General features: G+C 74.2%; 23 protein-coding genes. 3 read left to right on the top strand and 20 right to left on the bottom strand.

What is annotated here, in order from left to right; all coding sequences use genetic code 11:
• Positions 1-66 precede the first annotated feature (66 nt).
• The 4 genes from katG to ACIQVI_RS19910 form a co-directional block, all read right to left on the bottom strand.
• A complete protein-coding gene (katG, locus tag ACIQVI_RS19925; protein WP_403597480.1) occupies positions 67-2,256 on the bottom strand; it encodes a catalase/peroxidase HPI in 2,190 nt (729 codons plus the stop codon).
• A 215-nt stretch (positions 2,257-2,471) separates the two neighbouring features.
• Positions 2,472-2,837: a DUF952 domain-containing protein gene (locus ACIQVI_RS19920; RefSeq protein WP_403597477.1), complete on the bottom strand. Its 366-nt coding sequence runs from the start codon at positions 2,835-2,837 to the stop codon at positions 2,472-2,474.
• Between the two features lie 57 nt (positions 2,838-2,894).
• The gene (locus ACIQVI_RS19915; RefSeq protein WP_403597474.1) at positions 2,895-3,836 is read right to left on the bottom strand and encodes a LysR family transcriptional regulator; all 942 of its coding nucleotides are present in this window, start codon (positions 3,834-3,836) and stop codon (positions 2,895-2,897) included.
• Between the two features lie 36 nt (positions 3,837-3,872).
• Positions 3,873-4,568, bottom strand: coding sequence for a type 1 glutamine amidotransferase domain-containing protein (locus ACIQVI_RS19910; protein ID WP_403597471.1), 696 nt, complete (start codon positions 4,566-4,568; stop codon positions 3,873-3,875).
• A gap of 223 nt (positions 4,569-4,791) precedes the next feature.
• Here ACIQVI_RS19910 and ACIQVI_RS19905 point away from each other — a divergent pair, with 223 nt between their 5' ends.
• Positions 4,792-5,091 carry a DUF1876 domain-containing protein gene (locus tag ACIQVI_RS19905; protein WP_351969732.1) on the top strand — a complete coding sequence of 100 codons (300 nt, stop codon included), beginning with the start codon at positions 4,792-4,794 and terminating at the stop codon, positions 5,089-5,091.
• 122 nt (positions 5,092-5,213) lie between these two features.
• Here ACIQVI_RS19905 and ACIQVI_RS19900 read toward each other — a convergent pair whose 3' ends face one another.
• From ACIQVI_RS19900 to ACIQVI_RS19850, 11 genes are all read right to left on the bottom strand, one after another.
• Positions 5,214-5,849, bottom strand: a complete 636-nt coding sequence (locus tag ACIQVI_RS19900) for a CBS domain-containing protein (RefSeq protein ID WP_351969733.1) — start codon at positions 5,847-5,849, stop codon at positions 5,214-5,216.
• Positions 5,850-5,982: 133 nt separating this feature from the next.
• Positions 5,983-8,046, bottom strand: a complete 2,064-nt coding sequence (locus tag ACIQVI_RS19895; RefSeq protein WP_403597467.1) for a discoidin domain-containing protein — start codon at positions 8,044-8,046, stop codon at positions 5,983-5,985.
• A gap of 121 nt (positions 8,047-8,167) precedes the next feature.
• Positions 8,168-8,761, bottom strand: coding sequence for a TetR/AcrR family transcriptional regulator (locus ACIQVI_RS19890; RefSeq protein WP_403597464.1), 594 nt, complete (start codon positions 8,759-8,761; stop codon positions 8,168-8,170).
• A gap of 132 nt (positions 8,762-8,893) precedes the next feature.
• Positions 8,894-9,697, bottom strand: a complete 804-nt coding sequence (locus ACIQVI_RS19885) for an ABC transporter ATP-binding protein (protein WP_403597461.1) — start codon at positions 9,695-9,697, stop codon at positions 8,894-8,896.
• The gene (locus ACIQVI_RS19880) at positions 9,684-10,727 is read right to left on the bottom strand and encodes a glycine betaine ABC transporter substrate-binding protein (protein WP_403597458.1); all 1,044 of its coding nucleotides are present in this window, start codon (positions 10,725-10,727) and stop codon (positions 9,684-9,686) included. The genes ACIQVI_RS19885 and ACIQVI_RS19880 overlap by 14 nt, the downstream gene beginning before the upstream one ends.
• Positions 10,728-10,784: 57 nt before the next feature.
• Positions 10,785-11,663: an ABC transporter permease gene (locus ACIQVI_RS19875; protein ID WP_403597455.1), complete on the bottom strand. Its 879-nt coding sequence runs from the start codon at positions 11,661-11,663 to the stop codon at positions 10,785-10,787.
• Positions 11,660-12,886: an LLM class flavin-dependent oxidoreductase gene (locus tag ACIQVI_RS19870; RefSeq protein ID WP_403597452.1), complete on the bottom strand. Its 1,227-nt coding sequence runs from the start codon at positions 12,884-12,886 to the stop codon at positions 11,660-11,662. Before ACIQVI_RS19870 ends, ACIQVI_RS19875 begins: the two co-directional genes overlap by 4 nt.
• Positions 12,887-13,062: 176 nt before the next feature.
• Positions 13,063-13,161, bottom strand: a complete 99-nt coding sequence (locus ACIQVI_RS19865; protein ID WP_403597449.1) for a putative leader peptide — start codon at positions 13,159-13,161, stop codon at positions 13,063-13,065.
• Positions 13,162-13,226: 65 nt separating this feature from the next.
• The gene (locus ACIQVI_RS19860; protein ID WP_403597445.1) at positions 13,227-13,802 is read right to left on the bottom strand and encodes an exonuclease domain-containing protein; all 576 of its coding nucleotides are present in this window, start codon (positions 13,800-13,802) and stop codon (positions 13,227-13,229) included.
• Positions 13,803-13,887: 85 nt separating this feature from the next.
• Positions 13,888-14,559 (bottom strand): GntR family transcriptional regulator, encoded by a 672-nt coding sequence (locus ACIQVI_RS19855; protein WP_403597442.1) that lies wholly within the window; start codon positions 14,557-14,559, stop codon positions 13,888-13,890.
• A 108-nt stretch (positions 14,560-14,667) separates the two neighbouring features.
• Positions 14,668-15,861 carry a CaiB/BaiF CoA transferase family protein gene (locus tag ACIQVI_RS19850; protein ID WP_403597439.1) on the bottom strand — a complete coding sequence of 398 codons (1,194 nt, stop codon included), beginning with the start codon at positions 15,859-15,861 and terminating at the stop codon, positions 14,668-14,670.
• 227 nt (positions 15,862-16,088) lie between these two features.
• Between ACIQVI_RS19850 and ACIQVI_RS19845 the strand changes: the two genes are divergently transcribed.
• On the top strand, positions 16,089-17,270 hold the full coding sequence (locus tag ACIQVI_RS19845; protein WP_403597436.1) for an acyl-CoA dehydrogenase family protein: 1,182 nt from the start codon (positions 16,089-16,091) through the stop codon (positions 17,268-17,270).
• A 31-nt stretch (positions 17,271-17,301) separates the two neighbouring features.
• Here the strand turns inward: ACIQVI_RS19845 and ACIQVI_RS19840 are convergent, their stop codons facing one another.
• Positions 17,302-17,805 (bottom strand): FBP domain-containing protein, encoded by a 504-nt coding sequence (locus tag ACIQVI_RS19840; RefSeq protein ID WP_403597432.1) that lies wholly within the window; start codon positions 17,803-17,805, stop codon positions 17,302-17,304.
• A gap of 91 nt (positions 17,806-17,896) precedes the next feature.
• Complete coding sequence (locus ACIQVI_RS19835) at positions 17,897-19,291, bottom strand: DUF6777 domain-containing protein (protein WP_403597429.1); 1,395 nt, start codon at positions 19,289-19,291, stop codon at positions 17,897-17,899.
• 140 nt (positions 19,292-19,431) lie between these two features.
• Here ACIQVI_RS19835 and ACIQVI_RS19830 point away from each other — a divergent pair, with 140 nt between their 5' ends.
• On the top strand, positions 19,432-20,775 hold the full coding sequence (locus ACIQVI_RS19830) for a streptophobe family protein (protein ID WP_403597426.1): 1,344 nt from the start codon (positions 19,432-19,434) through the stop codon (positions 20,773-20,775).
• 67 nt (positions 20,776-20,842) lie between these two features.
• On the opposite strand, the gene ACIQVI_RS19825 is transcribed toward ACIQVI_RS19830, so the two are convergent.
• From ACIQVI_RS19825 to ACIQVI_RS19815, 3 genes are read right to left on the bottom strand one after another with little or no spacing between them, the layout of a single operon-like run.
• A complete protein-coding gene (locus ACIQVI_RS19825; RefSeq protein WP_403597423.1) occupies positions 20,843-21,835 on the bottom strand; it encodes a serine/threonine-protein kinase in 993 nt (330 codons plus the stop codon).
• Positions 21,835-22,764: a hypothetical protein gene (locus ACIQVI_RS19820; RefSeq protein WP_403597420.1), complete on the bottom strand. Its 930-nt coding sequence runs from the start codon at positions 22,762-22,764 to the stop codon at positions 21,835-21,837. The genes ACIQVI_RS19825 and ACIQVI_RS19820 overlap by 1 nt, the downstream gene beginning before the upstream one ends.
• 4 nt (positions 22,765-22,768) lie before the next feature.
• Positions 22,769-25,510: an FHA domain-containing protein gene (locus ACIQVI_RS19815; RefSeq protein WP_403597418.1), complete on the bottom strand. Its 2,742-nt coding sequence runs from the start codon at positions 25,508-25,510 to the stop codon at positions 22,769-22,771.
• Positions 25,511-25,578 lie beyond the last annotated feature (68 nt).

The raw sequence follows: 25,578 nt of genomic DNA, 5'->3' as shown, positions 1-25,578 counted from the left end.
AATCCCGACGGCCCCGACCCGGCCGCCCCGGCCGGCCGCCGGAAGGCCGGCCGGGGGGCGGCGGGATCAGGCGAGGTCGAACCGGTCGAGGTTCATCACCTTGTCCCACGCCGCCACGAAGTCCCGCACGAACTTCTCGCCCGCGTCCTCGGAGGCGTACACCTCCGCGAGGGCGCGGAGCTGGGAGTGCGCGCCGAAGACCAGGTCGACGGGGGTGGCGGTCCACTTGAGCTCGCCCGTGACGCGGTCGCGGCCCTCGAAGACGTTCTCCTCCGCGGCCGAGGTCTTCCACTCCGTGCCCATGTCGAGCAGGTTGACGAAGAAGTCGGTGGTCAGCGCCTCGGGACGGTGGGTGAAGCGACCGTGGGGCGACCCCGCGAAACCGGTGTCCAGGACCCGCATCCCGCCGACGAGGACCGTCGCCTCGGGAGCGGTCAGTGTCAGCAGGTTGGCGCGGTCGAGGAGGTGGGTCTCCGGCGACAGCTTCTCGCCGCCCCGGAGGTAGTTGCGGAAGCCGTCCGCCGCCGGTTCGAGCACGGCGAACGTCTCCACGTCCGTCTGCTCCTGCGAGGCGTCCGTGCGCCCCGGCGCGAACGGGACGGTGACGTCGTGCCCGGCGTTCCGCGCGGCCTGCTCGACGGCCGCGCACCCGCCCAGGACGATCAGGTCGGCGAGCGAGATCCGCTTCCCGCCGTCCTGCTCGCCGTCGAAGTCCCGCCGGATCCGCTCCAGGGCCTCCACGGTCCCGGTCACCTCGGGCAGGGCGTTGACCTCCCAGTCCTTCTGCGGCGCGAGCCGGATCCGCGCCCCGTTGGCCCCGCCGCGCCTGTCGGTGCCGCGGAAGCTCGCCGCCGACGCCCACGCGGTGGTGACCAGCTGGGGGAGGGAGAGGCCCGAGTCGAGGATCCGGCGCTTGAGGGAGGCGACGTCCTCGTCCGAGACCAGCTCGTGGTCGACCGCGGGAACGGGGTCCTGCCACAGCTGCGGCTCGGGGACCCAGGGCCCCAGGTAGCGCGAGAGGGGGCCCATGTCACGGTGCAGCAGCTTGTACCAGGCCTTGGCGAACGCCTCCGCGAGCTCGTCCGGGTGCTCGTGGAAGCGCTTCGTGATCGGCCCGTAGACCGGGTCCAGCCTCAGCGCGAGGTCCGTCGTCAGCATGATCGGGGCGTGCTTCCTCGACGCGTCGTGGGCGTCGGGCACGGTGTCCTTCGCCGACGGGTCCGTGGGCGTCCACTGCTTCGCGCCGGCCGGGCTGGTCGTCAGCTCCCACTCGTACCCGTACAGGTTGTCCAGGAAGCCGTTGTCCCACTTCGTCGGCCGGGAGGTCCACGCGCCCTCCAGACCGCTGGTCAGCGCGTCGGCGCCCTTGCCCGTGCCGTACGTGTTCCGCCAGCCGAGGGCCTGCTGCTCGAAGGGGGCGGCCTCGGGCTCCGGACCGATGTACGAGGGGTCGACCGCGCCGTGGCACTTGCCGAACGTGTGGCCGCCGACGATGAGCGCCGCCGTCTCCTCGTCGTTCATCGCCATGCGGCCGAACGTCTCCCGGATGTCACGGGCGGCGGCCAGCGGGTCCGGATTGCCGTTGGGACCCTCGGGATTGACGTAGATCAGGCCCATCTGCACGGCGCCGAAGGGACCGGTCAGCTCCCGGTCGCCGCTGTAGCGCTCGTCCCCGAGCCAGGTGTCCTCGGGGCCCCAGAAGATCTCCTCCGGCTCCCAGATGTCCTCCCGGCCGAAGCCGAAGCCGAACGTCTTGAACCCCATGGACTCCATGGCGCAGTTGCCGGTGAAGACGAGGAGGTCGGCCCAGGAGATCTTCCGGCCGTACTTCTGCTTGACCGGCCACAGCAGACGGCGCGCCTTGTCGAGGCTCGCGTTGTCCGGCCAGCTGTTGAGGGGCGCGAAGCGCTGCGCGCCGGAGCCGCCGCCGCCCCGGCCGTCGGCGATCCGGTACGTCCCGGCGGCGTGCCAGCTCATCCGGATGAAGAGCGGCCCGTAGTGGCCGTAGTCGGCGGGCCACCAGTCCTGCGAGGCCGTCATTACCTCGAAGACGTCCCGCTTGAGGGCGTCGAGGTCCAGGGTCGCGAACTCCGCCGCGTAGTCGAAGTCCTCGCCCAGCGGGTTGGAGAGGGACGAGTGCTGGTGGAGGACCTGGAGGTCCAGTTGGTTGGGCCACCAGTCCCGGTTGGTCCGGGGCCGGGTCGGCGCCGGAGTGGGGGCGGGGATCGCCGGGTTCTCGCTTTCGCTGCCGGACACGTCCGTCCTTCTTCCTGTGTCGGTGTTCTTGCGTCGAGCACTGCGACCCGCGCCCGTCACGCGCCGTGGCGCCCGCGGGCCGGAATCGCCCGGCCGGACCCACGGGGTGAGGGGGGCTCGTGTCGGCGTCCGTATGCTCGCGCACCGCGACCGCGCGGCCCGGGGAACACGCGGGGGGCTCGCGCTTTACACGTCATCACACCGGTTGCGCGTCATCACACCGGAACCGGCGCCGTCCCCGTGGCCCGGCCGGTCCCGTCCCAGGTGATCTCCAGGACCCGTGCGACGGCGTCGCGGTCGAGCGGTCCGTACACGTGCGGGAAGAGGGTCCCGTCCGGGACGCCCGGCGGCGGGGTGGGAACGGCGGCCTCCCACTCCGTCCTGGAGGACAGTCGGTCCTCGTCGAGGACGAGCGCCAGGAGGGGCCTGGGGGAGTCGCGGTAGAAGGCGTTGACGACGGCGAGCGCGGTCGGCTCGTCGGGCGCGCAGTGGACGAAACCCTCCTCGGCCAGGGACGCGGGCGCGTACGGCCGCTCCGGGCGGGCGGACCATGCGGCGAGCGGGACGACGTGGTAGATCATGCCCCGGTTATACCGCCCGGGGCGGGCGGGACCGCCCCGGAGCCGGTCGCGCCGGGCTCACCACGAACGCCCCGCCCCGGTCAGCCGGTCGTGCACGCGCGCGACGTCGGGGTTGTCGGCCCGACCCGGGCGCCGCACGAGGTAGCCGGTGTTGAGGGGCGGGTCCTCCGGCTCGTGGAGGAGCACGAGCGCCCCGGAGGCCAGTTCGGCCGCGCAGAGGTAGCGCGGCAGCACGCCGAAACCGGCCCCGGCGGCCACCGCCGCGACGACGCCCCGCAGATCGGGGACGGTGACGGCGGCCGGGCGGGACAGCCGCGCGCCGAAGACGTGGCGCCAGTAGCGGCGGGCGATGGGCAGGTCCTCGGCGTAGGCGACGAGGGGCACCGCGTGCAGGGCCGCCGGGCCTTCCGCGGCCAGCCGCGCCTTCACCCGCCCGGCCCACCCGGGCGCGGCGACCAGGACGAACTCCTCGTCCATCAGGGGGGTGGCGACCAGGGACCGCCCGCGCGGCCGGAAGGTGGCGATCACCAGGTCGTGCCGGCCCGCCCGCAGCTCGTCGAGGAGCCGGTCGGTCAGGCCCGGCGTGATCCGCAGCCGTACGCCGTCCTCCACCAGCGGGGCCAGGGCGGGCAGGGCGCGGACGCACAGCAGCTCGGCGGGGCCCGCCAGATGGACGGGCGCGGCCCGCTCGTGGGGCGCCGCCTCGTGCCCGGTCGCGGCGGCGAGCGCGTCGAGCGGGGCCGCGACCCGGGCCGCGAGGTCGTCGGCGACGGCGGTCGGGGCGACGCCGCGCGGCAGCCGTTCGAAGAGCTCGCGGCCCGTGTGCCGCTCCAGGGCGCGGATCCGGTCGGTCACCGTGGGCTGCGAGAGGCCCAGGAGCCCGGCGGCGGCGGTGAACGAGCCGGAGCGGTACACCGCGAGGAACGTGCGCAGTAGGTTCAGGTCCGGCGCGCCCGGCCGTGCCGCGCCGGCGCCGCCGTCGGGATCCCCGTGCCTCATGCGAAAAGGCTGTCCGTGTTCCTGTGGAGGGTGCGGTCAGGCGAGGCGCCCGACGACCTCGGCCGCGAGCGGGGCCGACGAGGCGGGGTTCTGGCCGGTGATCAGGTTCCGGTCCACGACGACCTTCGGCGCCCACGGCTCGCCCGCCAGGACGTTCACGCCGGCCTCGGTCAGCCGGGTCTCCAGGAGCCACTTCGCCTTGTCGGCGAGCCCGCCCTGGGTCTCCTCGGCGTTGGTGAAGGCGGCGGCCTCGTACCCGGCGAAGGCGTTCGTGCCGTCGGGGCGGGTGGCGGCGAGGAGCGCGGCGGGCCCGTGGCAGACGACGGCGACGGGCTTGCCGGAGTCGAGGGCGGCCACGAGCAGCCGGCCGGAGACGGGATCGACGGCGAGGTCCTCCATGGGGCCGTGGCCGCCGGGGTAGAAGACGGCGTCGTACGCGTCGAGGTCCACGTCGTCCAGGGCGATCGGGTGCTTGATCGCCTCGATCGAGGCGAGCGCGGCGGCGGTCCTCTCGGCGCCCTCCCGCCCGCCGTTGTACTCGGGCGCCAGGCTGCCCTCGTCGACGGTGGGGACGACGCCGCCGGGGGTGGCGACGACGACCTCGTGGCCCGCCTCCTCGAACGCCTCGTAGGGGGCGACGACCTCCTCCGCCCAGAAGCCGGTGGGGTGCTTGCTGCCGTCGGCGAGGGTCCAGTGGTCGGCGCCGGTCATCACGAAGAGGATCTTGGACACGGGATTCTCCGGGGGAGTGCGGGGAAGCGGGGGACGTCTCCGACCGTAGTCCGGAGCCCGGAGGGCCACCAATGGGGAAACCCATGGGTGCCATCGGAACGCCGATGGCACCCCGGGCCCGGGGCCGTCCCCGCGCGCCGGGGCCCCCACCGGTGGGATCCTGGAGGCAACGGAAGGGGCCGTGCGCCGTCTCCGCGCGGCCGACGGTGCGAGGAGGCACACCATGACCCGCACTCTGGAGTGGAAGGTCGGCCTGGAGCTGGTCGAGGACGGCGGTACGACCCGGGCCGAGGCCCGGCTGAGCACCGGGACCTCGACGCTCACGGGCCACGGCTCCGCCCGCTGCAACCCGACGGACACGGACGTGCCGGCGATCGGCGACGAGCTGGCCGCGAGCCGGGCGATGAAGGACCTGGCGGGCAAGCTGATGCGGGAGGCCAACCGCGAGATGGAGGCGGCGGGCGCCGGGACCGTGCCCCAGCACACGGGGCCCGGGTACGGCTGGCCGGAGGCGGTCACCTGACGGAGGGCGCCGCCGAAGCCGAAAGGGGGACGGCTCCAGGAGCCGGGCCCGTCCCCGGGAGAGCGGCGGCCCGGCGAGCGGAGCCCGCCCGCCCCGGGAAGGGCCTCCCGCGCGAGACCCCCTCAGGCCCCGACGTTCTTCCCGTCCCGCCCGGCCTCTCCGTCTTGCCCGTTCTCCCCGTACGTCAACCGGTCCACGACCTCCACGACCCCGTCCACCGTCTCGCACAGCCGGACCAGGATCGGGCCGATGCCCGGCCGCTCCAGCGCGCCGCTCAGCGTCACCCGGCCCTCGTCGACGTCGATGTGCACGGCGGACGGGGAGAGGCGCAGGATCCGGACGACCACGTCCTCGCGGATCTCCTCCTGGATGGAACGGTCCCTGCGCAGGAACAGCTGGAGCAGGTCGCTCCGGCTCAGCACCCCGATCAGCCGCCCCTCCGCGTCCACGACCGGCAGCCGCTTCACCCGGTGCCGCTCCATCCGCCGGGCCGCCTCGACCGCCGTCCACGACGGCCGGGCCGTGACGACCGGGCTGGTCATCATCGCCTCCGCCGTGCTCGGCCCGTCCTTCGCCGTGTGCCGCCGCAGCAGGTCCGCCTCGGAGACGACGCCCACCGGCCGGTTCTCGTCGTCGACCACCGGGACCGCGGTGATGCCGTACTCGTCGAGGAGCCGCGCGATCTCCTTGAACGGCGTCCCGCGCTGCACCGCGACCGCGGTGGGCGTCATCAGGTCCGCGACACTGCGGTGCCTCATCGTCCGTTCCGTCCCTTCTGCGTTCCGGATTCCATGATCCCGCACCGGGGACCTTCTCGGAACGAGGGGGTGGGAAGGCGGAGGGCCGGCCGGACCGTCCTCCGGTCCGCCCGGCCCCCCGCCGCACGGTCGCTCAGGCCCGGTGGACCGCCACCTCGTGGAGCGAGTACCCCCACTTCGTCGCCCGCCGTTCGGCGTGGACCCGTACGTAACGGGCCGACTGCGACGGGAACTCGGCCGTGTCGTACCCGCCGTCCCCGGCGGTCGTGGACCACACCGTCCGCCAGTCCGTGCCGTTGTCGGACAGCTCGATCCGGTACCGGCTCGCGTACGCCCGCTCCCAGTCGAGGGTGACCTTCCCGACCGGGCGGACCGACCCGAGGTCCACCCGCAGCCACTGGTCGTCCGACCAGTCACTGGCCCAGCGGGTGCCCGTGTCGCCGTCGAAGGCCCGGCCCGGCGCGTAGCTCGTGAACGGGTTCCACTCCGAGGAACTGGCCGACGCGGGCGCGCCCGCCGCCAGGTTCACCCCCGGCTCGTGGTCCTCGGTCGCCTTCCACGTCGTCAGGTACGACTCCGCGCCCGAGGCCAGCTCGTCCACGACGCCCGGACCGCCGGGGGTGAGCCGGATCTGCTCGATCCAGTCGGGGACCATGCCGTGGTGCGCGGCGCCGTCGGTGTTGAGGTCCCAGACGCGCTGCCCGGTGACCTGACGGTCGAGCACCGATCCGCCGTCGGCGCTGCGGAAGGGGTACTTCACGGCGTTCGGCGCGCCGGTGCCGACCGGGCCCGGCCAGCCGCCGACGCCGTTCATGTCGGTGCCGTAGCCGAGGCCGACCCCGTACTTCGCGCGGAGCGCGGCCTTCTGCCCCGCCTCCCCGATGAAGCCCTCCGCGCCGTGCATGTACTGGGCGACGAAACCGCCCAGGCGGTAGAGCCGTTCGGTCCAGTCCAGGTCCATCCAGCTGTGGCTGGACAGGACGCCCGGGTACTCCTCGGACTCCAGGATGTCCAGCGCCCGGCCCGCCGCCTTGACGCTCATGTGGTCGAGCTCCAGCATCATCCCCCGGTCGATCATGCCCCGCAGGGCGTGCTCGCCGAGCCGGGTCAGACCCCGGGTGTTGCACTTGGCGTCGGAGGCGTACGAGGGGACGCTCACCCCCGGCGGCAGCTTCGACGCCATCACCGGGGCCGCCGCCAGGCCGATCGGGTTGTCGTGCTGCGGGCCCGCGCACTTCTCCGTGGTCCAGAAGGTGCCGGTCGACAGGAACTGGCCGATGTTGACCGCCGTGCCGATGGCGCCCTCGTCGAAGCGGACGCCGCACAGCGCGTTGTCGAACTTGTGGCACAGGAACATGCTGCGCACCCCGAGCCCGTACAGCTCGTCCAGGCCCCGGTCGATGTCGGCCTTGTCGCACTGCGCGACGTCGAGGATCTGCTTGCAGCCGAACGGCTCCGAGGTCTCCACGCCCAGGACGACCGCGAGCTTGCCCTGCTCGACCACCGAGCGGGCCTGCGCCGCGTCGGTGACGATCCGGAACCAGCCCTTGCCCGGACCGCCGTACATCCGGTCGACGTGGTCCTGGAGTTCGTACGTCTTGCGGGCCTGGAGCCGGATCGAGTCCATCTCGTCGCAGCTCCGGTCGCGGGGCAGGATCGAGCAGATCAGGCCGTTGGTCACCAGGTCGTTGACCAGGACGCGCTGTCCGCCGCGCCAGGCGCGCTCGACCCAGGCGTAGTAGTTCTGCTGGTGGGTGAGGGAGTCGTGCGCCGGCCAGTCCTTGAACGTGGGCCAGCCGACCGGGTCGTGGTGGCCGTCGGCGCCGCCCGTGATGTTCTCGAACAGCGCGCCGGAGCCGTCGGGGTAGTGCTCGGGGCAGTCCTTGAGCGCGTCGGCCGCGCCCGCGTCGGAGAACGTCCGGCCGCAGATGAGCCGGCCGCCGAAGCCCTCGTTGGACATCAGGTGGTTGTGCGCGTCGACGAACCCGCGCACCTCGCCCCGGGCGTCCGTTCCGGTGAACGGCGCGCCCGTGACGTTGATCTGCGAGTCGGCGGCGGGACGGGACACGGGCTCCCACCACGAACCGCCGGGGGCGGCGGGGACCGGGGCGGAGCCGAAGAGGACGGCGGCCAGGGCGAGGACGAGCGCCAGGAGGGCGGGTCCGCCGCGCCTCCCGCGCGAGAGGGGTCGAGTCATGGGCAGCGAGCCTCCGGTCGGTGGAGGAGTACCGGGCGTGCCGAGGATCGCGGTGCCGGACGACCGAGTCAAGGGTCCGGGACAAATGACCTACTCACGGGCGAGGGAGGCTCCGTACTCCTCAACCCTCCATCAGGGCCACGAGTTGATCGGCCATCAGGTCCAGGTGGCCGTCCGCCGCGTGCTTGTCGCCGAGGACGAGGAACTGGAGCGTCAGGCCGTCGATCGCCGCCGCCAGGTACCGCGCGACCACCTCCACCGGCACCTTCGACCCGATCCCCCGCACCGCGCCCACCCGCTCCACCAGATCGGCCGCCGACGCCACGTACTGCTCGTACTGGGCCCGCGCCAGGTGCTCGAACCCCGGCTCGCGCAGCGCGTACTGGGTCAGGTCGTACGTCAGCATGTGCTCGCCGGGGTGGGCGGTGACGTGGTCCCAGTACGTCCGGAGCGCGCCCCGGACAGTCTCGCGCAGGGTGGCGCCCGGCTCCACCGCCGACATCACGCGCGCCACGTAGTTGTCGGTGATCGTCTCGATCGCCGCTTCCAGGAGCGCCTGCTTGGACTCGAAGCAGTAGTGGAAGACGCTCAGCGACACCCCCGCCTCGGCGCAGATCGACCGGGTGGTGGTCCGGGCGACCCCGTCCCTGGTCATCGCCCTGATCGCCGCCTCGACCAGCTGCCGGCGCCGTTCGGCCGAAGACATCCGCGCCATGGTTCCTCCTCGCGTCCGGCGCCAGGGTAACCGCAGCCCCCCGGCGCCGTGATCGCCCCGGCCCGTCCTCCGGTCCCCTGGGCCCGTCCTCCGGTCCCCCGGGCCCGTCCTCCGGTCCTCGGGCCCCGTTGCTCAGGCCGCCGGAGCTCGCGTCGCCGCCGCGAGCTCCGACCGCAGGGCGGCGAAGCCGGGGTCGCCGCGCAGGGCGGCCACGTCCGTGCCCGGATCGCGGGGCAGGGGGACGGCGACCTCGGCGACCACCCGGCCGGGGCCCGCCGCCATCACCAGGACCCGGGAGCCGAGCAGGACCGCCTCCTCCGCCGAGTGCGTGACGAAGAGGACGGTCGCGCCGGTGGCCGACGCCAGGGCCCGCACCTCCTCCTGGAGGCGCTCGCGGGTGAGCGCGTCCAGGGCCGCGAACGGCTCGTCCATCAGCAGGACCTGCGGCTCCGTCGCGAGCGCCCGCGCGATCGCGACGCGCTGCTGCTGCCCGCCCGACAGCTCCCAGGTGCGCCGCCCGGCCATGCCGGACAGGCCCACCAGGGACAGCAGCTCCTCGATCCGCCCGGCCCGCGCGGACCGCTCCACCCCGTGCCGGGCCAGGGCGAAGGCGAGGTTGCCGCCGACCGTGCGCCAGGGGAAGAGCCGGGGCTGCTGGAAGACCACGCCGACCTTCCGGCGCACCTCCACGCTCCCGGTGACGGGCCGCTCGAAGCCCGCCACGAGCCGCAGCAGCGTCGTCTTGCCGCAGCCCGACGGGCCGACCAGGACCACGAACTCGCCGGGCGCCACGGTCAGGGACACGTCGGAGACCGCGACGACGGGAGCCCTGGCCGTGCCGTAGCGGACCCCGACGCCCGACAGCTCGACGTCGGCGGTGCCCGGCGCCGCTTCCGTACCGGCCCCGGACGGCGACACGCGCTCAGCCGCCGACACGGGCCAGCTCCTTCAGCGCGAGGCCCTTCTCGAAGACCGACCGGTCCGGCACGGCGTCGATGGCCTTCTGGCCCTTCAGGAAGACGGCGGCGTCGTGCAGGTTCGCCGCGAGCGCGCCCGGGGCGCCGGGCCTGCCCAGGTACGGGGTTCCCTGCTGCTCCTTCGCGGTGAGCAGGACCAGCTCGGCGAGCTGCTTCCGGGCCTCCTCGGGGCTCAGGTTGAGCTCGGCGCCGATCGCGGTGGCCGCCTTCGCGGGGTCGCTCTTGGCCAGCTTCACCGCCTGGTCCTCGGCCTTCAGCCAGGCGTCCACGATCTCGGGGTGCTTCGCCGCGAACGCGTCGGTGACCACGCCCAGGTCGGCGGTCGGCTTGCCCTTCGCCGCGATCTCCCGGCTGGAGACGAGTACCTTCCCGTCCTTCTTCAGCTCGGTCAGGCTCGGCGTCCACACGTAGGCGGCGTCGATGTCGCCCCGCTGCCAGGCCGCGAGCGCGTCCTGCGGCTGGAGGTCGACGAGCGTCACGTCGGAGGCCCGGAGCCCGGCCGACTCCAGTGCCACGAGCAGCGAGTAGTGGGCGGTCGAGCCGAACGGGGTGGCGATCTTCCGCCCCTTGAGGGCGGCGACGGACGCGATGTCCTTCTTGGCGACGAGCGCCTCGTTGTCCCCGATCAGATCGTGGATCCACAGCACCTTGTACGGGATGTTCAGCGGCGCCGAGAGCCCCTTGGTGACCGGGCTCGAACCGAGGAGCCCGAGGTCCACGGACCCGGCGATCACGGCGGTGTTGACGTCGCCGCCCGAGTCGAACTTCACCCACGAAACCTCGGCGTCCGGCAGCGCCTTCTCCAGGAGCTTCTGGTTCTTCACCACCAGGTCGGCGTTGGGGATGGCCTGGTACGCGATGCGCACCCGGACCTTTCCGCCCTTGCCCCCGTCCCCGGAGTCGGCTCCGCCGCAGGCGGTCGTGGTGAGGGCGAGCAGCAGGGCGGTGGCGGAGGCGACGAGCACGGCGCCGCGACGGGAGGAGGGCATGACGGTTCCTTCGGGGAAGAGAGACGGAGAGAAGAAGGGGAAGAGAAGAGAGGGGTGTCAGGCGCGGCCGCGCCAGGGGACCGCCGCCCGCTCCAGGCCCCGGAACAGCGCGTCGAGGAGGATTCCGGAGAGGCCGATGGCGATGATCCCGGCGATGACGACGTCGGTCTGGTTGTAGCGCTGGGCGTCGCGGATCATGCCGCCGATGCCGGGGACGCCGTTGATGGTCTCGGCGGCGACGACCGAGGTGTACGCGATGCCGACGGCGATCCGCACCCCCGTGAGGATCTCCGGCAGCGCCGACGGCAGCCGGATGGCGAACAGCAGCGCCACCGGCCCCGCGCCCAGGGCCCGCCCCGCCTCCACCAGATCGGTGGGAACGCCCCGGACGGCCGCGGCGGTGGCCGCCGCGATCGGCGGGAGGGCGGCCACGAGCAGCAGCCAGATCTTCGGGGACTCGTCGATGCCGAACCAGATGACGAGCAGCGAGAGGTACGCCAGCGGGGGCAGCGTGCGCAGGAAGGTGACGGCCGGCTCCAGGACCACGGCGAGCGGCTTCACCACCCCGATGAGGAGCCCCAGCGGGATCCCGACGAGCGCCGCGTAACCGGTGCCGATCGCGATCCGGCGCAGCGAGACCGCCAGGTGCTCGACGAGTAGGTGGCCGCTGATGCCGCGCACCCCGTCGTGGACGGTGGACGCCTTCACGAAGGCCTGCCACACGTCGCCCGGGGACGGGACGAGCACGCGCGGCCAGACGCCCGCCGCGACCACGGCCTGCCAGGCGGCGAGGAGGACCGCGAGCGCGAGCAGCCGCAGCGCGGTCCAGCGCAGGGCCGCCACCCCGGCCGGTATCCGGCGGGCGGGCCGCCCGGGAGCGGGGGCGGCCCCCGAGGAGCCGGTTCCGGACTCCTTCACGGTGTCGAGGAGGGTCACGCCGCCACCTCCCCGGCCGCCCGGGCGTCGGCCGCCTGCGTGCCGGTCGCCTGCGGACTGCCTGCCTGTGCGCCGTCCGCCTCCGTGCCGATCGCCTCGGTGCCGGCCGCCTCCGCGCCAGCCGCTTCCGTGAGCGCCCGCAGCCGCGGCGCGACCTCCTCGCCGACCCGGTAGGCCTCTTCGAGGTGCGGATAGCCGGACAGGACGAACTCGTCGATGCCGGCCCGCCCGTACTCGAAGAGCCGCCGCGCGACCTCGTCGTGCGAGCCGACCAGGGCCGTGCCCGCGCCCTCGCGGACGAGCCCGATGCCCGCCCACAGGTTGGGGGAGACGGTCAGGCGCTCGGCGGAGCCGCCGTGCAGCGCGGTCATCCGGGCCTGCCCGGTCGAGTCCATCCGGGCGAACCGCTCCTGCGAGGCGCGGACCGCCTCCGGATCGAACCCGGCCAGGATCCGGTCGGCCTCCCGCCAGGCCTCGGCGGAGGTGTCGCGGGTGATGACGTGGAGGCGGATCCCGAAGCGCGGGACGCGCCCAACCCGCGCGGCCTTCTCCCGCACCCGGGCGACGCGCTCGGCGACGGCGGCCGGGGGCTCGCCCCACAGCAGCTGCACCTCGGCGTGGCGGGCGGCGACCTCCTCGGCCTCCGGCGACGCCCCGCCGAAGTAGAGGGGGACCGGATGCCGCACGGAAGGATCGTGCAACCGGGCGTTCTCCACCCGGACGTGACGGCCCTTCAGGTCGGCCGTGCCGCCGTCGAGCAGCGCCCGCACCACCTCCATGAGCTCGCCGGTCCTGACGTACCGCTCGTCCTTCGGCAGGTGGTCGCCGTACGCCCGCTGCTCGACCGGGTCGCCGCCGGTGACCACGTTCAGCGCGATCCGGTCGCCGAACAGGCGCCGGAACGTGTCGGCCTGCTGGGCGATCAGCGTCGGCTGGGCGAGCCCGGCCCGGAACGCCACCAGGAAGCCGATCCGCTCGGTCACCGCCGCGACGGCCGACGTCAGCACCCAGGGGTCCACGCAGCCGAGCCCCACGGGCGTCAACAGCTTGGCGAAACCGGCCTGTTCGGCCGCGCGGGCCACCTGGGCCAGATAGCCGAGGTCGGCGCCGCGCCGGGTCGCGGCGGCGGTGCGGCCCTGGACGGCGGTGACCCCGCCGGGGTCGCGGCCGTCACCACCGGTGGGCAGGAACCAGTGCAGTACGGGGGCGGCGGAAGAGGACATGCGGGCGTACCTCGGGAGAAGTGCGGGACGCGGACGGGCGTACGGAACGCCGTCCCGCGCGGGAAACGTGACCGGGGGCCCGGGAGTTCAGGGCCCGGAGCGCCGGACGCGGCGGAGACGGCCGGCGGAGGAGAACCGCCGGCGGCGCGAAGGAAGGAGGAGAGCCGGGAAGGGGCTCAGCAACAGGCCGCGCGACAACAGGACTCGAACCGACACAGCATCCCCGCGACACGCAGAAGATCCACGTGGCGGCGGGAGACGAGGGCGGGAGTCATGGCCGCATCCTTGCCGCGCGGACGCTCCGCCCACAAGTCTCGTCCGTCATGTGGACCACAAAGTCTCAGCTGTTGGGATCCGGGTCCTCCGGCCAGGCACCCCGCCCGGCGATCCGCAGCACCAGGGCGGCGATGTTCCACGCGTCGTCCTCGCCCCGGTGGTGACGCCCCTCCAGGGGCAGCCCCGCCACCTCCAGGGCCTGCGCCATGCCGGGGCGCCGGGCGAGCCCGTATGCCTCGGTGAAGACCGTCTTCGCGTTGGTGTGGCGCCGCCCGAAGGGGTACGGGGCGCCGGTGGCCCGGCACTGCTGGGCGAACTGCTTGCGGTCGTACTCGCCCCAGCTCGCCCAGGGCCGCCTCCCCGCCCCGTACGTGGTGGCGAGCAGCCGGCAGGCGGCGGCGAAGTCCAGGCCGGTGTCGACCTCCGCCTGGGTGAGGCCGGTCAGTTCGGTGCAGAACGCGCTGACCCGCGACCGGACCGGCCGGACCAGGATCCCGTGCCGCGAGAGCCGCTCCCGCGCGCCCAGGTCGACCACGGTCAGCCCGATCTCGATGATCTCGCTCACCTGCCCGGCCGGGCGCTCCCCCTCCCAGCAGGTCGCCTCGACGTCGACGACGTTGACCAAGCCCCCGTGTTCCATGCGGACGAGCCTAGGGGGCGCCCTCGCGGACGGCACTCGGTTTTCCACGGGGGAGGGGTCCGCCGGTTCCGCGCGGGAGGCGGGGTCAGTCGGCGTCCCGTTCCAGGACCGTGCGCAGGGCCACCACCGCGTGGGCCCGGTGTTCGTCCAGCCAGCGGACGGCGGCCGCCTCGTCGCCGTGCCGGAGCGCGGAGATCACGGCCCGGTGCTCCCGCACGGCCAGTCTCCGGTGCGGGGCGTCCGCGTAGTACAGCGAGCGGTACGCGTCGGTGGAGTCCCACAGGGTCGCGATGAGGCGGACGAGGCGCGGCATCCCCGACGCCTCGATCAGGGTGAAGTGGAAGAGCCGGTTCGCCGCCGCCATCGCGGGCACGTCCCCGGCGTCGGCGGCCCGCTCCACCTCGCGCTGGATCCGTTCGAGCGCGCCGACCGTGCCCTCCGGCATCCGCCCCACGGCCAGCCGGACCGCCTCCGTCTCCAGGAGCTCCCGGATCCGGTAGATCTCCTCCAGGTCGTCGAGCGAGAGCTCCGCGACGAAGTAGCCCCGGTGTATGTGATGGACCACCAGACCCTCGGCCTCCAGGGCCTTGAGGGCCTCGCGCAGCGGCACCCGGCTCACCTCGAACCGCGCCGCGAGGGCGTCCTGGCGGATCTGGTCGCCCGGCCTGAGCTCCCCGGTGGTGATGGCGCGCCGCAGTTCCTCCAGGACGAACTGCTGGGCGGTCTGCGGCCGCCGCTTCTGCACCGCGCTGCTCATCGCCTGTGACCTTCCGTTCCTCGTGCCGCCGCCGGCGGATCGCTCCTCCGGTGGACCGCGCCTCCGGCGTGACCATCTTCCTACGGATCCTTCGGACCTTCCCCCGGGTCAGGACGCGCCCGGGGCCCGTCCCTCCTCGGCGAGCACGGCGTCCGTGTGCTCGCCGAGGCGCGGGGGAGCGGCCCGGTAGGAGGCCGGAGTGGCGCCCAGCCGGATCGGATGGGCCACCTGACCGGGCCCGGCCGCCGACTCGGGGACGCGCGGGGCGAGCCCCAGCCGGTCGGCCAGACCGAAGGCGTCCGCCAGGTCGTTGATCGGCCCGCAGGGCACCCCGGCCGCCGTCAGCTCCTCGAACCAGCCGTCGGCGGTACGGCCGCCGAGCGGCCCGGCGAGCGCCGCCGCCAGCTCCTCCCGGTGGGCCACCCGGGCCGAGTTGGTCGCGAAGCGGGCGTCCCCGGCCAGCTCCGGCAGGCCGAGCCGCTCGCACAGCGCCCCGAACTGCCGGTCGTTGCCCACGGCCAGGACCAGCGGCCGGTCCTCCGCCTCGAAGACCTCGTACGGGGCGATGCTCGGGTGCCGGTTGCCCATCGCGCGCGGCACGACCCCCGCCCCCAGGTGCGCGGCGGCCTGGTTGGTGAGCGCGGAGAGCAGGGAGCCGAGCAGCGAGACCTCGACGCGCTGGCCCTCTCCGGTGCGTTCCCGGTGCCGGAGCGCGGCGAGCACGCCCATGCCCGCGTGCAGACCGGTGACGACGTCGACCAGGGCGACCCCCGTCTTCGTCCCCGGGCCCTCCGGCTCGCCCGTCACGCTCATCAGACCGCCCATCGCCTGGACGAGCAGGTCGTACCCCGGGAGCCGGGCGCCCTCCGCCGTGCCGAAACCGGTCACCGAGCAGTAGACGAGCCCCGGGTTCGTCGCCCGCACGTCCTCGTAGCCGAGGCCCAGCCTCTCCATCGTGCCCGGCCGGAAGTTCTCCACCAGGACGTCCGCCCGGTCCACGATCGCGCGCGCCGCCGCCAGGCCGCCGGGATCCGTCAGATCGAGCGACACGGAACGCTTGTTCCGGTTCACCCCGAGGAAGTACGTCGCCTCCCCGCCCGCGAACGGCGGCCCCCACGCGCGCGTGTCGTCCCCCGACCCCGGCCGCTCGATCTTGATCACGTCCGCGCCCAGGTCGGCGAGGAGCATCGTCATGTACGGCCCGGCGAGCACCCGGCCGAAGTCCGCGACGACGATCCCGGACAGGGCGCCGGGCGCGGTGCGGGGCGCGTCGGGGGACGGGTCCGGCTGGTCTGCGGGCATTCCGCTCTCCTCGGGATCGGCGACCGGATGTCGGATCCAATGCATCGGATCCAATACATCGGATTCGGATATTGGATCCAGTCCACCGGACCGTAGGGCCGACCCGGCGGATTTTCAATACTGGATCCAATATCCGATGTACGGCTACGCTTCGGCACGCCGAGTCGTCGCAGGCGCCCGTCACCACCCGTCACAGGCGCCCGTCGCCCACCGCCAGGAGGCCGTCCGTGAAGTCGCCGTCCACCCCCGTCCACCCCTTCGACCTGCTCGCCGTCGACGGGCTGCTGACCGACGAGGAGCGCGAGATCCGGCGCACCGTCCGGGCCGTCGCCGACCGCGAGCTGCGGCCGCACGTCGCCGGCTGGTTCGAGAAGGGCGAGATCCCCGCCCGCGAGCTCGCCCGCACCCTCGGCGGCACCGGCGTGCTCGGTATGCACCTGGAGGGGTACGGCTGCGCGGGCACCAACTCCGTCGCGTACGGCCTGGCCTGTCTGGAGCTGGAGGCCGTCGACTCCGGGCTGCGCTCCCTGGTCTCCGTGCAGGGCTCCCTCGCCATGTACGCGATCTGGAAGTACGGCTCCGAGGAGCAGAAGCTGAGGTGGCTGCCGAAGATGGCGGCGGGCGAGTACATCGGCTGCTTCGGCCTCACCGAGCCGGACGCCGGTTCGGACCCCGGCGCCATGCGGACCAACGCCAAGCGGGACGGCTCCGACTGGGTGCTCAACGGCACCAAGATGTGGATCACCAACGGCTCCGTCGCGGACGTGGCCGTCGTCTGGGCCCGCACCGAGGAGGGCGTCCGGGGCTTCCTCGTCCCGGCCGGCACCCCCGGCTTCAGCGCCCCCGAGATCAGGATGAAGCTGTCGCTGCGGGCGAGCGTCACCAGCGAACTGGTCCTGGAGGACGTACGGCTGCCGGCCGACGCGATGCTGCCGGAGGCCCGAGGCCTCTCGGGCCCGCTCGGCTGCCTGAACGAGGCCCGCTTCGGCATCGTCTTCGGCGCGCTCGGCGCCGCCCGCGACTGCCTGGAGACGGCGATCTCCTACGCCCGGGACCGTACGGTCTTCGCCCGCTCCCTCGCCTCGTACCAGCTGACCCAGCAGAAGCTCGCGGACATGTCCGTCGAGCTCGGCAAGGGCATCCTCCTCGCGCTCCACCTGGGCCGCCTGAAGGACGCGGGCGCGCTCACCCCCGAGCAGGTCAGCGTCGGCAAACTGAACAACGTGCGCGAGGCGATCGCGATCGCCCGCGAGTGCCGCACGATCCTGGGCGCCAACGGCATCACCCTGGAGTACCCGGTGCTGCGCCACGCCAACAACCTGGAGTCGGTGCTCACCTACGAGGGCACGAGCGAGGTCCACTCCCTGGTCATCGGCAAGGCGCTCACCGGCGAGCAGGCCTTCCGCTGAGCCGTCCCGGCCGCGGGGGCGCGGCGGGCCGTCAGCCCGCCGTGACCCGCCGGACGAAGGCGTCGAGGTTGGCCGTCGTACGGGCGATCTGCTCGTCGACGGTGAGGGACTCCTCCTGGCGCCGGCCGCGCAGCTTCGGCTGCCGCTTGCCCCGGACGTAGAGGGAGCAGGCGAGGTCGGCGCAGAGGTAGATCCCGACCGTGTTCCCCTCGCGGCCGCGGCTCCCGGCGAGCGGCGCCACGAGGAGCGTCACGCCCGAGGAGGCGTGCCCGGTCAGGCAGACCTGGCACATGCTCGACTTCATGGCGCTGGTCCGGCCGGCGGCCGGGACCCGCAGGGACACGCCGAGCGGCCCGTCCTCGCGGGGCACGACCAGGTGTGCGCGCAGCGGTGCGCCCGGGTCGACCCAGCCGAGGAAGTCCAGGTCGTCCCAGGGAAGCTCGGCGAAGTCGAGCGGCAGCTTGAGCCGCGCCGCCTCGCCCTTGGTGCAGTTCACGAAGGACGAGCGGATCTGTTTCTCGGTCAGTGATTCCACTCGGTGGACCGTACACGCGTCCTCCCGGACGGGCACCCGAATAAGGCGCCGCCCCGTGGAAGGCGCCCTGTTCGGCGCGGGCCGGTCCGGATCAGGCCCGGGCGGCCGCCGGCCCGCCCGTGTTCGGGTCCGCCGGGGTGTCCCCCGAGGTCTCCGGGGCCGGACCCGAGTTCGGGGTGGAGGAGTCCGGCTGAGGCTCGGGCGGGGGCGGGGAATCGGGCTGCGGTTCGGGCGGCGGGGGCGAGGAGTCGGGTTGCGGCTCGGGCGGGGGCGGTGACGAGTCGGGCTGCGGCGCCGGCGGGGACGAGTCCGGCCGCGGTTCCGGCGGGGGCGGCGAGGAGTCGGGTCGCGGCTCCGGCGAGGACGTCGACGGGCCGGGAGAGGTGCTGTCACCGGGGCACGGCGACGAGCCCGGCGGGCACGGCGCCGGAGAAGTCGACGTCGGCGGCGAGGTCGGCTCGTCACCGCCGCCGGTGTCGCCGTGCTTCCGCGCGAACCAGTCGCCGTCCTCGGGGTCGTACACCACGAAGACGTTCACGACCGTCGTGGCGGGCGCGACCGCGACCACTTGGTCGGCCTGGTAGCCCGGCCAGGGGGTGCCCGTCGTCCGGGGGTTCTTCTGCGCCACCGGTTCGGTCAGCGGGTTGCCGCAGGCGCAGCGCACCCGGGGCACCCCCCGGTCGTCGACCAGGACCGCGGTGCCGGCCTGGAGGACCGCCTGGTACGCGGTGGCGGAGCCGTCCTTGAAGCCGTGGTTCGTCACCCGGGTGTCGGCCCGGAGCTGGAGCGGGGTGAGGGAGCGCAGATAGCCGGGCACCTCGTTCGCGGAGACGCGCGCGACCGAGGCGAAGGCCGCGTTCTTCGCGGGCTCGCCGGAGAGGTAGCGCACCTGCTGCTCCACGTCGCAGCTCGCCACCGACTTCGTCCCGCCGTAGAGGCCCGGCGTGCCGCCCGAGACCCGGGGCGTGCCGGTCTCCGCCGAGCCGCTGCGGGGCGGCAGCGAGGGCGGCGGGGCGGAACCCGTGGAGCTGACCGTCGTCCGGGTGAACGGGTCCGGGCCGGACGAGGAGGCGCTCTGGAGGAAGACCTCCCCGCCGGCCTTCGTCGTACCGCCGCCGTCGTCGCCGGAGCGGCTGGTGAGCACGACGATCAGGGCGACGGCCGCCACGAGCACGGCGGTGATCGAGGCGACCTTCGGGACGGAACGCCACCAGGGCCCGCCGCCCTTGCCGCCGTCACCCGGATAGCGGGACGAACCCCCGTCGTCCGGGCCGCCGCCGGAACCACCGGAACCGCCGCCCCCGGAACCGCCCGAGCTGCCGGAACCGCCGGAACCGCCGGAACCGCCGGTGGGCGGTCCGGACGACGGTGGGGGGCCGGAGGCGCCCGGGCGTGTGCTCGGGCCCGAGAGGGGACCCGAAGGGGGACCTGTGGGGGGAACCGACGGCGGACCGGACGGAGGCCCGGACGGCGGGTGGGAAGTCACGTTTTTCCCTTTCTTCCGTTCCGGGCCCATTGTGTGCGCCGACGGGTGCCCGCCCGCAAGCGGAGACGCTCCGCGCCCCCGGCTCCGTTCGGCGCCGCGGGCGCCCCGTCCGCAAGCGCGCGGCCGTACCCGGTACTAGCGTGGTCACCGTGAGCAGCAGGCCCCCCACCTCCACGCGGCCCGCCGCGACCCCGGCCGGGCTCTTCGCCCGGATCGCCCTCCAGGCCCTGGCGGCCGTGGTCGCCGGGTACCTCGCGATGGGCGTCGTCGCCGGGCTCGGCCTCTGGGCCGCGGGCGCCGCCGACCTGCCCGGCGGCTTCACCGCCGTCCTCGCCGCCGTCGTCGTCATGGCGACGGGCGGCAAGGTCGAACTCTCCGGCGACGCCGGAGCCCTCGCCGGAACCCAGGCCCAACTGACCGCCATGCCCCTCACCGTCACCCTGGTGGGCGCACTGGTCACCGGCTACTGCTTCCTGCGCCCCCTGCGCCACCACGCGGTGACCGGCGCCCGCGAACTCCTGCTCCGCGCCGGATCCGTCGTCGTCCTCTGGCTGCTCGCCCTCGCGGGCCTCTCCGCCCTCGCCCGCCACGACTTCCGGATCACCCTCGGCGGCCGGGAGACCGAGGACCCGCTCATGGACCTCTTCGGCGACCTCCTCGACTCGGTGAACCCGACGGTCGGCTTCCGCACCGACCTCGGACCCACGCTCTTCTACGGCCTCCTGTGGATCCTCGGCGTGCTCCTCGTCGCCCTCCTCGTCTCGCGCGCGACCCCCCTGCCGTCCCGGCTCGTCCGCTACCAGGAACCCGTCCGGCCCGTCGCCCGCGCGATGCTCCTGCTGCTGCTCGCGTACGTGCTCGTGGGCCTGATCGTCGGGCTCGTCGTCGCCGCGACCAGGGGCCGTCCCGCCGAGACCTTCGCGGTCCTCCTGCTCGGCCTGCCCAACATCACCTGGCTCGCGCTCGGCGTGGGCATCGGCGGCTCCTGGGAGGGCAGGGCGGAGGGACCCTTCGGGCTGCCCGTGCCGCAGGTCCTCGACGCCGTCCTGCGCGGCGGGAGCGGCGGCGCCCCGGACCTCTCGACCATCGACCTGTCCTCGCTCGCCGCGCAGGACGGGCGGGCCTGGTGGCTGCTCCCGGTCGCCGCCGTCCTGGTGCTCGGCGCCGCCTTCGCCGCCGCCGTCCGCTCCCCGGCCCGCACCAGGCTCCGGCAGCACTCCCTGCGCACGGGCGTCGCCTTCGCGCTCACCATGCTGGTCGCCGCCCCGGTCACCCACGTCGAGGCCCGCTTCGGCCTCTCGGTCCTCGGCATCGGCGAACTCGACTCGCTCGGCGGACAGGTGCTGCTGCGCCCGCACGTCTGGACCATCGCCGGCTTCGCGCTCCTGTGGGGCCTGGTCCTCGGCCTCCTCGCCGGCCTCCTCGCCTCCCGGTTCCGCCGGAAGGGCGAGGTCGAGCGGCCGGGGCCGTCCGGCGCGCGCTGACTCCCCGGCCCTACAGCTTACGGGCCCCGCGACTCCAGGACCCCGCAACCCCCGGGGCCCTCCGGCCCTACAGCTCCCGGAACACCGGGCGCGCCCACGCGGGCGGGGCGGGCGGCGGACCGAGCGGCCGGGGCGCTCCGGCCACCACCGGGCCCGCCGTCCCCGGAGCGCCCGACGCCAGGGCGGCGCGCAGCTGGGTGACGAACTCCAGGCACGTCCCGTACCGCTCCTCCGGCGTCTTCGCCAGCGCCTTCGCGAAGACCGCGTCCGCCGCCCCCGGGAGTTCCGGCCGCGCCTCGGAGAGCGGGGGCGGAGGATCGTACTGCTGCGCCCACAGCACGGCCCAGTCGGTGTCCCGGCGGAACGGCGGCGCGCCCACCAGGGTCTCGAACACCACGCACGCCAGGCCGTACACGTCGCACCGGCCGTCGACCGGCTTCCCCGAGATCTGCTCGGGCGCCACGTAGTCGAGGGTCCCCACGAACTCGCCCACCGTCGTGAAGCCCGTCAGGGACAGCGACTTCTTCGTCAGGCCGAAGTCGGTCAGGTACACGTGCTCCGGATGGTCGCGGTCGGTGCCCTCGGCCACCAGGATGTTGCCGGGCTTCACGTCCCGGTGCACCAGGTCGTGCGCGTGCGCCGCGTCCAGGGCCGAGGCCACCTGCACGGCGATCCTGCCCGCCTTCGCGGGCGGCAGCGGCCCCTCGCGGTGCAGCAGGGCCACCAGGTCCTGCCCCGCGACGTACCGCATGGCGATGTAGAGCACGCCCTCCGTCTCGCCCGCCTCGAAGACCGGCACGATGTGCGGGTGGTCGATCGAGGCGGCCACCCGCGACTCGTGCGCGAAGCGCTTGCGGAAGGTGTCGTTGCGGGCCAGCTCGGGTGCGAGCAGCTTCAGCGCCACCGTACGGTCGAGCCGCAGGTCCCGGGCCCGGTACACCACGGCCATGCCGCCGCGCCCGATCTCGCCCTCCAGGCGGTAGCCGGCGATCTCCTTGCCGACGAGCCCCGAGGGCCGGCCCGCCGGAAGGTCCGGGTCGGCGTGCGCCCCGCCGGCCATCAGCCCTCACCCGTCGGCGGCCGCTCCACGACCCGCGTCGGCGGAGGCGGCTCCACCTCCTCGGACGGCTGTTCCACGACCTGCGTCGGCGGCCTTTCCACCGCCCCGGCCGGCGGCTGCTCCACCACCTGCGTCGGCGGGGGCGGTTCGGGCGGCCCGGATGCCTCGGACGCCTCGGGCGGCCCGGACGCCGCCGGTTCGGCCAGGGGCACCACCTGTGTCGGGTCGTGTCCGACGGGCACCACCCGAGTGGGCTCGTGACCGCCCGCCGCCGGAGCACCGCCCGCTACCGGAGTACCGCCGTTCACCGGAGTACCGCCGTTCACCGGAGTACCGCCGTTCACCGGAACGTCGTCGCCCACCGGAACGTCGTCGCCCACCGGAACACCGGCCTCCTCGGCGACGTGCGGCGCCGGAGCGGTGACCGAGGGCGCGGCCCCGGACGCGTACGTACTGAGTCCCGCGCCGTCGCAGTACACCCAGCGCTCGTGCTCCGCGTCGTACAGCCACACCGACTCGCCGTCGACGACCATGCCCACCCGCAGGCCGCGGGTCCGCAGCCGGAAGGCCTCGCCGTCGAGGCGGCCCGCGCCCAGCTCCTCGGCGGCCCGCCGGTAGCGGCCGAGGGCGTCCTCGGCGCGGGCGATCAGCGGACGGGGATCGGCGGTCCTGGTGAGGGGCCGGCCCGCCGCCGGAGGGTCGTCGGGGACGCTGACGAGCAGCCGCGCGTCGACCCAGGCCGTCCAGCCGTTGGAGCACTGGATCCGCCCCCAGTCCCCGCTCCGTTCCTCCAGGCGCACCGGCAGGAAGGCGTCCAGGGGCGCCGTGGGCAGCTCGGGATCGGGCGCCTCCCAGGCGGGCAGGCCGTCGCGCGGCACGACGTGGGTGGGCCGGAAGTCCGGCACGTACTCGGACACGGGGACGGTCACGGGCCTACCTCCGCATGACGACCGGCTCGTGGCGGCGCAGCAGCCGGGCCACGACCAGGCCGAGGACCAGACAGAGCACCACCATCATGCCCATGTCGAACAGCCAGGCCTCCGCCGTGTGCCGCATCAGCGGATCGGTGGTCTTGTCGCTCGGCGCCACCTTCCCGATGTCGATCGTCGCGCCCATCGCCGCGAACGCCCACCGCGAGGGCACCAGCCAGGCCAGCTGCTCCAGGACGGGCGTGCCCCGTACGGTCAGGAGCGCCCCGCAGAACACCACCTGCACGATGGCGAGCAGGACCAGCAGCGGCATCGTCACCTCCTCCTTGCGGACGAGGGCGGAGACGAACAGGCCGAGCATCATCGCGGTGAAGGACAGCAGCGCGACAGCGAGGGTGATCTCCACCAGCGGGGGCATCAGGACCCCCTTGCCGCCGGGCACGTTCAGCGGCACGCCGATCAGGGCCACCAGGGTCAGGACGACCGACTGCACGACCGTGATCAGGCCGAGGACCACCACCTTGGAGGCGAGGTAGGCCGAGCGGGACAGACCGACGGCTCTCTCGCGCCGGTAGATCGTGCGTTCCTTGACGAGTTCGCGCACGGCGTTCGCCGCGCCTGTGAGGACGCCGCCCACGCAGAGGATGAGCAGGACGTTCAGCGAGGACTCGGGGTTGAGGCTGCCCTCCGACAGGGCGCGGGCCATCGCCCCCATGACGAACGGCAGCGCCACCATGATGACGATGAAGGTGCGGTCGGCGGAGAGCGCCGCCGCGTAGCGGCGCACCAGGGTCCGCAGCTGGGAGCCCCAGCTCTGCGCCTTCGGCGGCGGGGCCCGCACCTCGTCCGCGGGGACGCCGCCGCCCAGGGGCAGGTCCGGGCTCGCCGTGGCGTCGGTGATGTACCGGCGCTGGAAGCGGGAGGAGCGGTAGCCGCCCGCCCAGTCGCGGTCCCGTTCCCTCTCGAAGGCCTCGAAGGCCTCCGGCCACTCCTCGAAGCCGAAGAACTCGAGGGCTTCGGAGGGCGGGCCGTAGTAGGCGACCCGGCCGCCGGGCGCGAGGACGAGCAGCCGGTCGCAGACGTCCAGGCTGAGCACGCTGTGCGTGACCACGACGACCGTGCGTCCGTCGTCGGCGAGCCCGCGCAGCATGTGCATCACGGACCGGTCCATGCCGGGGTCGAGGCCCGAGGTGGGCTCGTCCAGGAAGAGGAGGGAGGGCTTGGTGAGCAGCTCCAGGGCCACGCTCACCCGCTTGCGCTGGCCGCCGGAGAGGCTGTGGATCGGCTGGTCCGCGCGCTCCACGAGCCCGAGTTCCCGGATCACCTCGTCCACCCGGGCCTGCCGTTCCGCGCGCTCGGTGTCCTCGGGGAACCGCAGCTCGGCGGCGTACCCCAGGGCCCGGCGGACGGTCAGCTGGAGGTGCAGGATGTCGTCCTGGGGGACGAGCCCGATGCGCTGGCGCAGCTCGGCGTAGTCCCGGTACAGGTCGCGGCCGTCGTAGAGCACCGTGCCCCGGTCGGCGGGCCGCTGGCCGGTGAGGGCGTTCAGGAGGGTGGACTTCCCGGCGCCGGACGGTCCGACGACCGCGAGCAGGCACTTCTCGCCCACCGGGAACGACACCTCGTCCAGGAGGGTCTTGTGCCCGTGGTCGACGGTGACGGCGAGCGACCGCACGTCGAGGGAGACCTCGCCGGTGTCGGTGAACTCGACCAGCTGCCCGCCGATCAGACAGAACGCGCACCGCCCGATGCCGACGATGTCCTCCGGCGTCACCCGGGCGTCGGTGACGGGCCGGCCGTTGAGGAAGGTGCCGTTGTGGCTGCCCAGGTCGTGGATCCAGTAGGTGCCGTCGGGATGGGCGCGCAGTTCGGCGTGGCGCCGGGAGACGACGAGGTCGGAGATGACGACGTCATTGTCGGGGGCACGGCCGATGCGGATGCTGTGGGTGGGCAGCGGCCGGACGGACGTCGGCTGCCGGAAGGTGCCGGTGGCGGCGGGATGCGACACGGAAGGAGGCCGGGGAGGCCCGGACTCCCGCTCCCGTACGGGGTCGGGGGAGGGGGCGGGCCCCGGCCCGGGGAAGGGCTCCGGCTCGGGGGCCGGCGTCGGCTCCCGTACGGGTTCGGGTCCCGGCTCCCGTACGGGTTCGGGCGCGGGCTCCGGCTCCCGTACGTGCTCCTCCCGCACACGCCCTTCCGGTACGTGCTCCTCCGGTCCGCGCTCTTCCGGCGCGTGCTCCGGCTCCGGGACGCGTTCCGGCTCCGGGACGCGTTCCGGCTCCGGGGCCGGCTCCCGTTCCCGTACCGCGTCCGGTCCCGGCTCCCGCTCCCGTACGTGCTCGGGCTCGGGTTCCGGTACGGGCGGGGGCAGAGGCGGTGACACGGCTCCGGGCGCGGGTCCCGGATCCGCCGGGCGGGCCCGGGCACCGGTCGAGAGGACGGCGCGCGGGCCGTCCTCCGGGTGGCCGAACCGTACGACGGTCCCGGCGCCGACCTCCCGCGCCCCGGCCACCTTCCGGCCGTCCGCGAAGGTGCCGTTCGTACTGTCCTCGTCGGTCAGGGTCCACCGGCCGGCGGAGGCCCTGAGCACCGCGTGGTGCCAGGACGCCCGGGCGTCCGAGAGGACGATGTCGCTGGTGGGGTCCCGTCCGACGCGGTAGACGCGGCTCGGGTCCATGAGCGTCGCGTCCCCGTCGATCTCGAGGACCAGGTCGGGCGCCGCAGGCGCGGCTGGCCGCTCTCCCATGTCTGGAATTTTATCCGCCGGAGCTGATCCCCGCCCGGCCGGGAGGCGCCGGTATGGTGGGCGTCCGC

This window comes from Streptomyces sp. NPDC098101 (genome assembly GCF_044760185.1).
GTDB lineage: Bacteria > Actinomycetota > Actinomycetes > Streptomycetales > Streptomycetaceae > Streptomyces.
The sequence above is the reverse complement of the archived record's forward strand: the minus strand, read 5'-3'. Positions and strand labels throughout refer to the sequence as shown.